A 7,262-nucleotide genomic window follows, 5' to 3' on the forward strand; every position below is an offset into this window, starting at 1 on the left:
CCCATGGCTCTGGTGTGTGTGACCTCGGTTCGGGCAGCTCCCGGTGCGAGCACCCTGGCGGTGCTCGCGGCGGCCTGCTGGCCCCGTCCCGTCGCCCTGATCGAGGCCGACCCCTCGGGTGGTGCCCTGGCGGTCCGCTACCGCCTGGGTCGCACGCCGGGGCTGGCCGGCCTGGCCGCGGCGGTGCGCCGCGATGCCCCGCCCGATGCCCTGTGGGCGCACAGCCAGATGCTGCCGGGCGACCTGCCGGTCGTCGTCGCGCCCGAGTCGGGTGAGGTGACCAGTCGCATCCTCCGCGATGCCGCGGGCTCCCTGGCCCAGTGGTGCCGCCAGCTCGACGGCATCGACGTGATCGTCGACTGCGGGCGCCTCGGCGTGCAGGACGTCAACTGGCCGCTGGTACAGATGTCCGACGAGACCCTCATCGTCACCCGTCCCCGGGCCGAGGAGCTGTACCCGGTGGCCCACCGCTTCCGGTCGCTCCACAACGAGGTGCGCTCGGCCGGCCTGGTGCTGGTGGGCGACCGTCCGCACAGCCCGTCGGAGATCTCCCAGCAGCTGGGCATCACCGTGCACGGCGTGATCGCCGACGATCCCCGGGCCGCCGGCGTCCTCACCTTCGGCGGCAGCAGCCGGGGCCTGCGTCGCTCACCGCTGGTCCGCTCGGTGCGCACGTTCGTCGACGAGCTGGTCGACCGCATGGGCCTGCCCATCCACGGCGACGGCTCCGACTACGACGCCATCGGCACCGGCCGCCGTCCCATGGGCGAGCTGACCTCCGGCCGTCGCCGCCGCCGCCCGCCGGTGCAGCTCCCGTCGGAGACACCGCCACCGCCCCGGCCCACGCCGATGGGCACCCGTGCCGGCCCGACGCCGGCGATCGGGGCACCCGGCCAGCCGCAACCGCAACCGCTGCCGCCACCCCAGCAGCCGCAGCACCAACGTCCGCGCCGCCAGGGGCCACCGCCTCCGGCCCCGCCGGTGTCGCCGGCACCGGCGGGGCCGCCGTACGGCAACCGGGCCAGCGTCGGCCCGTCGCAGCGGCGTTCCTTCACCACGACCACCGGCCCGACGCCCATGTCCGACGACTCGGAGGGCTGGGATCCGCTCACCGACTCGGGGTCGCAGGGTGCGATCTGGCCCAGCACCCTCAACACCGGCGGCCACCCCGTGGTCGACATCCCGGGCCCCCGCGGCGGGCGGTCGTTCCCGGGCACGCCGCCCCCGCCGTCCCGCCCGACGTCGGGCGACTCGCACCCCGGCGAGCTGCGCCAGGGTCACCAGCCGAGGACCCGCAGCCTCTGGCGTGGAGGGCAGAGATGAGACTGGGAGGCCCCGCGGACAGAGGGTTCGTGCAGCCCACGAGTCCGGCATTTGGCTGTCGGGCACCTGCTCGGCAGCGGGGCCTCGGGCAGCACAGCGCCGCAACGCGAGACCAGGCGGACCTGTTCGCTGATGTTCTCGGAGGCCCCGAGGTCAGGTTGGGGCCTGCTCTCCGGTCGCGACGGATCGACGCATGAGCGGACTGTTGGGCCACGCCGTGGACGACCTGCTTGCCGACGATCTGCACGACGTGGCGGGGCAGCGCTTGACCAGGCGCATCACCGAGCTGCGCGGCGACGACGGTGCGGGCCTGCCCTTCGAGGACGAGCGCGCCCTCGGCATGCAGGTCATCAACGAGGTGCTGGCCGAGTGGCGCTCGGCCGCCTACAACGACGGCCGCCTGCCCCTGCCGGCGAGCCTCGAGGAGGCACTGGCCCGCGAGGTGCACAACCGCCTCTACGGCCTCGGCGCGCTGCAGCCGCTCATCGACGACCCCGAGGTGGTCGACATCCACGTCGGGGGCCACGACAGCGTGTGGGTGCACCGGGCCGACGGCAGCAAGTTCCGTGGCCCGAAGGCCGCCTCCGACGACGCCTCGCTCATCGACATGATCTCCCGCCAGGCCCGGCGGGTCGGCCGCAGCGAGCGTCGCTGGGACCGGGAGGAGGTCGCCCTCGACCTGCAGCTGCCGGACGGATCGCGCCTCCACGCCCTGCGCGAGGTCACCGGTCGCCCGGTGATCGACATCCGCTGCCACAACTTCTCCGACTTCACCCGGCTCTCCCAGATGGAGGAGCACGACGTGATGGACCGGTCGATCGTCGAGTTCCTCAGCGTCGTGGTGCGCAGCGGGTTCAACGTGATCATCGGCGGCGGCAAGGGCCTGGGCAAGACCACCAACCTGCGCTGCCTCATCAACGAGATCCCGTCCGACGAGCGGATCATCACCGTCGAGGACTCGCTGGAGCTCGGCATCGAGCGCTTCACGGACCTGCACCCCGACGTCGAGTCGATCGAGGCCCGCCCGCCCAACAGCGAGGGCAACGGTTCGTTCACCCTGTCCGAGGCGGTCCACCAGGCCCTGCGGATGCGCGGCCGGGTGATCGTCGGCGAGGCCCGGGGCGACGAGGTCATCCCGATGCTCAAGGCCATGAGCGCCGGCGACGAGGGCTCGATGTGCACCATCCACGCGATGAGCTCGGCGAACGTGTTCGACCGCCTGGCCATGTACGCGGCGATGACCGACCAGGGCTTCCAGCCGGAGGTCACCGCCATGCTGGTGGCCAACGCCGTGCACTTCGTCGTGTACCTCGCCTGGGACCACGGACACCCGTCGCGACGGCGGGTGCAGAGCATCCGTGAGGTGGTGGGCGCCGAGGGCAACCAGGTGATCTCCAACGAGATCTGGGCGCCCGACCCCGTCGGCCGCGCCGTGCCGGCCGCCCGCCTGCGCCAGGGGACCGAGCGCGTGCTGCACGAGCACGGCTACGACCTCTCGTTGCGCGACAACCCCAACGGCTGGTGGCGACGTTGACCTTCGCCCTGATGCTGCTGCTGGGTGCCGGCGTCGGCATCGGCCTCCTGCTGATCATCGCCGGCCTCCGCGGCCGGGCGGTGTTCGGGGGCGACGACGAGGGCCACCACGGCGTCGAGCGGCGCCGGGCGGGTCAGAAGTCGACCCGGGGACGCACGTGGCTGGTCGCCGGGACGATCGGGGCGGTCATCTGGCTGGCCACGGGCTGGTTCGCGGCAGGCCTCGTCGCGCTGTGCGCGGCGGTGATGCTGCCCCGCATGTTCGGCGGTCAGGGCGCCCGGGGCGAGTGGATCGCCAAGACGCAGGCCATCGCCACCTGGACCGAGATGCTGCGCGACACGATGGCGGCCGCCGACGGCGTCGAGGAGGCGATCGCCGCCACCGTGCCGATCGCCCCGGTGCAGATCCGCCGGGAGGTCGGGTTGCTCGACGCCCGCCGTCGCAGCGAGCAGCCGCTCACCGAGGCGCTGGCGGCGTTCGGCGACGAGCTCGACCACCCGTCGTCCGACCTGGTGGTGGCGTCGCTGTCGATGGCGGCCAGCGGTGAGGGCAGCGACTTCGTCGGCGTGCTCACCCGGCTGGCCTCGATGACCCGCGACGAGACCCGCATGCACCTGCGGGTGGAGGCGAGCCGGAACACGGTCCACACGTCCGGGCGGATCATCCTCGGGGTGTTCCTGTTCACGATCGTCCTGATCCGGTTCATCAGCGGCGACTTCCTCGAGCCCTACGGCTCGGTGCAGGGGCAGCTGTGGCTGGTCGTCGTCGGCGTGCTGTTCGCCTCCGGCGCCGTGGTCATCGACCGCATGAGCCAGATCGAGCTGCCCGAGCGCTTCACCCCCCGCCGGACGAGACGGACGGCCGGTGTGCGATGAGTACGATCGCGCTGCTGGGGGCCGGGTGTGGACTGGGGATCTGGCTGATCGTGCGGGCCATCAGCGCCCGCACGAGCCTGAGCGACGTCGGCGACACTCTGGCTTCGCCGGGACGGCCCGCGCTCCTGCCCGTCGCGTCGCAGCGCAGCGTGTTCGAGCAGCGGATCGTGGTGCAGATCGTCGAGCTGCTCCGGTCGCTGGGGGCCGACCCGATCCGCCGTTCCGCCGACCTGCGCGTCGCCCGCAAGACCGTCGACCAGCACGTCCTGTCGAAGCTCACGATGGCGTTGGTGTTCGGTGCGGTGGCCGGTCTGCTGCTGGCGCTCCTCGGCCTGGGTGCCGGGTTCGTGGTGCTCCTGGCCGTGGGGGCGGCGCTGGGTGGCTTCCTGGTGCCCGAGCTGATCCTCAGCAGCGAGGCCGCCGACGCCCGCAAGGCCTTCCGGCACGCCTACGGCGCCTACCTCGACATCGTCAACGTGATGCTGGCCGCGGGGTCCGGGCCCGAGGCGGCGCTGCACACCGCGGCCGACAGCGGCGGGGGCTGGGCCTTCGCCGAGATCCGCAACGCGCTGGCGTCGGCTCGCAGCTCGCAGCGCTCGATCGCCGAGGCGTTCGCGACGCTGGGCGAGGAGCTGGGGATCATCGAGCTGACCGAGCTTTCGGCCTCGATCTCGCTGACCGGCAGCCAGGGGGCGCGCATCCGCTCGTCGCTGGTCGCCAAGGCGGACGCCCTGCGCGCCCAGCAGATCATCGAAACGGAGGGCGAGGCCGACACCGCCACCGAGCGGATGGCCCTGCCCGTCGGCCTGCTGCTGCTGTCGTTCATCGCCTTCCTGGGGTATCCGGCGGTGGTCAGCATCGGCAACGTCGGTGGATGACACCGGGCACGGCCGTCCCCGCGGCCCTGCGACACCACGCGAACAGCACACCCACGACGAGGAGGATCGATATGAGAGGTCATGTGAAGGAGCTGCAGCTGCGGCTCGGCGCCTGGTTCGTCAGCCGGCGGCAGATGGTGTCGCGCGACGACAGCGGGGCGATCTCGACCGAGATGGCCATCATCACCGCGCTGGTGGGCGTCGCCGCGGTCGCGCTGGCCACGTTTCTCGCCACCAACATCGGCGACTGGCAGGCCGACATCCCGACGCCCTGACACAGCGTCGAGGGCGGGTTCGAGGGCGGGTTCGAGGCCGAGGCGACCGGGGCAGCAGCGCCCTGATGACCGCGATGATCTTCCCCGTCCTGCTGGGACTGACGCTGATCGTCGTGCAGGCCGGCCTCTACTACCACTACAAGCAGCGGGCCGCCGCCGCAGCCCGGCAGGGCGCGGCGGCTGCAGCCGAGCTCGGCGGTAGCGAGGCGGCCGGCGAGGCGGCGGCGGGTGACTTCCTCGAGAACGTCCCGCTGGGCGAGGGCGTCCCGGCGCCGGTGGTCAACGTGGAGGTCGGCGCCGACCAGGTCACGGTCACGGTGGAGGGCAGCTTCAACCCGCTGGTGCCGATCGGCACGTCGACCGTGTCGGCCAGCGCCACCGCCCCGATGGAGGAGTTCGTCCCGGAGCCGGAGCGGTGAGCCGGGGCAGGGTCGATCGGGGCGACCGGGGGTCGGTGGCGACCGAGATGGCGATCGTCGCTCCCGTGCTGTTCATGCTGCTGATGCTGGTGATCTTCGCCGGGCGGGTGACCGACGCCCAGCACCAGGTGCTCTCCGCGGCCCACGCCGCGGCCCGGGCGGCGTCGCTGCAGGGCGACGAGGCGACCGCCGGCGCTGCGGCCCAGCAGGCCGCGGAGCAGAACCTGAAGAACGGCGGGCTGACGTGCACGCCGGCCGACGTCGACATCACCGCCATCGATCTCGGGCCGGACGGCACCGTGTCCGTCTCGGTGTCGTGCACGGCGGACGTCTCCAACGTCGCCCTGCCGGGGGTCCCCGGGAGCCAGACCTTCACCGCCGAGTCGACCGAGGTCGTCGACCGCTACCGGGGGACCGGCTGAGGATGCGCCGCCTCGTCGACCGGCTCCGGGACGACCGGGGGGTGGTGACCACCTACGTCGCCATCCTGGCCACGGCACTGCTGTTCGTGACCGGCCTGGTGGTCGACGGCGGCGGGAAGATCTCCACCTACATCGAGGCGAGCAACCTGGCGAGCGGCGCCGCCCGTGCGGGCGCCCAGGCCGTCGACCAGGCGGAGCTGTACGACACGGGCGACGTCGTCATCGACCCGGCCGAGGCGGAGGAGCTGGCGAGCAACTACCTCGCCGCCGCCGGCCACCCGGGCACCGGTGCCATCGAGGTGGACGGCAACACCGTCACCGTGACCGTCACCCTCACCCACAACCCCAAGATGCTGCCCATCGAAGCGCAGGCCATCACCGCCGACGAGTCGGCGACCGCCCTGCGGGGCGTCGAGACGGGCAGCTAGGAGCGACCGCCGATGCCGAGACCCGCGCAGTTGTCACCCATTCCGACCCCCCCCGCCGCCGCCCCAAGCGGGCTCGGCGGCGCCGCTACCTCAATCGGGCTCGACCTCCCCGCCGCCGAGACTGTCACACACTCGTCCCGCCGAGGGCGTTGATATGGACGCCGGATCCAACCCAGGATGGGGGGATTCCATCCGGAGTTCGGGAAGTGTTTCGAACGTGAACGTGCGGGCAGGTGGTCGCGAACCGATGTACCCACAGGTCAACTTGGGGTCGCGGGTAGCAACGCGCCTCGGCTCGGTCGTGAGCCTGCTCACGATCGTCGCCGTGCTCGTCGGCGTACCCGTGGCGCTGGCCGTGTTCGTGGGTTGGCCGTTGCCGACCAAGGTGCCCACGTCGGAGGGCATCAGCGACGTCTTCGAGCGCGACGGCGTGCCGATCGACGTGATCATCAACGGGCTCGCCGTCGTCGTGTGGATCGCCTGGGCACAGCTGGCCTGGGCGCTCGGCGCCGAGACGATGGCTCTGGTGCAGGGCCGCGTCGCCCGGCACGCCCGTGTCTGGCCCGGCGCCCAGCTGATGGCCCGCAGCCTGGTTGCCTCGGCGGCGCTGGTGGTGTCGAGCCTGGGTGGCGTGCGCATGTCGGCGGCCGCCCCGCTCGCTGCCCTGCAGGAGATGGAGCAGCCGGAGGACCCGGCGCTGCGCTCCGCCGACCCCGGCTTCGTCGTGCCGCCCGCCCCGCCGGCCCCTCCGGCATCCGGCGCCACGCCGTCGACGTCCGTGCCGACCACGGCCGCGTCCTCGGTCACGTCGGTGCCGCAGGCGTCCCGTCAGGAGCAGATCTACGAGGTCACCCGGGGCGACACGTTCTGGGGCCTGGCCGAGGAGCACCTGGGCAGCGGCATGCGCTGGCGGGAGATCCGCGACCGCAACGTCGGCCGCGCCGTCGCCGCGGGGCGCACCATGGCCCACGGCGAGGACCGGCTCGACGTCGGCTGGCGGATCATCCTGCCGGTGGGCGGGCCGGCGGCGCCGCTGTCGCCGCAGCTCAACACGTCGTTGCCGCCGGAGCCGCTCACGGCGCCGGCCTCGGCCGCGCCGGCGGGCACC

At 72.9% G+C, this 7,262-nt stretch carries 9 protein-coding genes; all 9 read left to right on the forward strand.

The window, feature by feature from the left end:
• Window positions 1-3 precede the first annotated feature (3 nt).
• A complete protein-coding gene (locus VK611_08755) occupies window positions 4-1,323 on the forward strand; it encodes a hypothetical protein (protein ID HMG41407.1) in 1,320 nt (439 codons plus the stop codon).
• A gap of 193 nt (window positions 1,324-1,516) precedes the next feature.
• Entirely contained in the window at window positions 1,517-2,857 is a 1,341-nt protein-coding gene (locus VK611_08760) for an ATPase, T2SS/T4P/T4SS family (protein HMG41408.1), read from the forward strand.
• Window positions 2,845-3,732, forward strand: a complete 888-nt coding sequence (locus VK611_08765) for a hypothetical protein (GenBank protein HMG41409.1) — start codon at window positions 2,845-2,847, stop codon at window positions 3,730-3,732. The genes VK611_08760 and VK611_08765 overlap by 13 nt, the downstream gene beginning before the upstream one ends.
• Complete coding sequence (locus VK611_08770) at window positions 3,729-4,610, forward strand: type II secretion system F family protein (GenBank protein ID HMG41410.1); 882 nt, start codon at window positions 3,729-3,731, stop codon at window positions 4,608-4,610. The genes VK611_08765 and VK611_08770 overlap by 4 nt, the downstream gene beginning before the upstream one ends.
• 71 nt (window positions 4,611-4,681) lie before the next feature.
• The gene (locus VK611_08775; GenBank protein ID HMG41411.1) at window positions 4,682-4,885 is read left to right on the forward strand and encodes a hypothetical protein; all 204 of its coding nucleotides are present in this window, start codon (window positions 4,682-4,684) and stop codon (window positions 4,883-4,885) included.
• Window positions 4,886-4,947: 62 nt separating this feature from the next.
• Window positions 4,948-5,304 carry a TadE/TadG family type IV pilus assembly protein gene (locus VK611_08780; GenBank protein HMG41412.1) on the forward strand — a complete coding sequence of 119 codons (357 nt, stop codon included), beginning with the start codon at window positions 4,948-4,950 and terminating at the stop codon, window positions 5,302-5,304.
• Entirely contained in the window at window positions 5,301-5,726 is a 426-nt protein-coding gene (locus tag VK611_08785; GenBank protein ID HMG41413.1) for a TadE family protein, read from the forward strand. The genes VK611_08780 and VK611_08785 overlap by 4 nt, the downstream gene beginning before the upstream one ends.
• Before the next feature lie 2 nt (window positions 5,727-5,728).
• Entirely contained in the window at window positions 5,729-6,154 is a 426-nt protein-coding gene (locus tag VK611_08790) for a pilus assembly protein TadG-related protein (GenBank protein HMG41414.1), read from the forward strand.
• A 301-nt stretch (window positions 6,155-6,455) separates the two neighbouring features.
• On the forward strand, window positions 6,456-7,262 hold an 807-nt coding region (locus VK611_08795; protein HMG41415.1), incomplete at its 3' end, for a hypothetical protein.

Source organism: Acidimicrobiales bacterium, from assembly GCA_035316325.1.
GTDB lineage: Bacteria > Actinomycetota > Acidimicrobiia > Acidimicrobiales > VFJN01 > DASXTK01.

Coding starts and splice junctions, on each gene's coding strand:
- VK611_08770 (HMG41410.1), top strand. CDS start 3,729: ATGAGTACGATCGCGCTGCTGGGGGCCGGGTGTGGACTGGGGATCTGG.
- VK611_08755 (HMG41407.1), top strand. CDS start 4: ATGGCTCTGGTGTGTGTGACCTCGGTTCGGGCAGCTCCCGGTGCGAGC.
- VK611_08790 (HMG41414.1), top strand. CDS start 5,729: ATGCGCCGCCTCGTCGACCGGCTCCGGGACGACCGGGGGGTGGTGACC.
- VK611_08760 (HMG41408.1), top strand. CDS start 1,517: ATGAGCGGACTGTTGGGCCACGCCGTGGACGACCTGCTTGCCGACGAT.
- VK611_08775 (HMG41411.1), top strand. CDS start 4,682: ATGAGAGGTCATGTGAAGGAGCTGCAGCTGCGGCTCGGCGCCTGGTTC.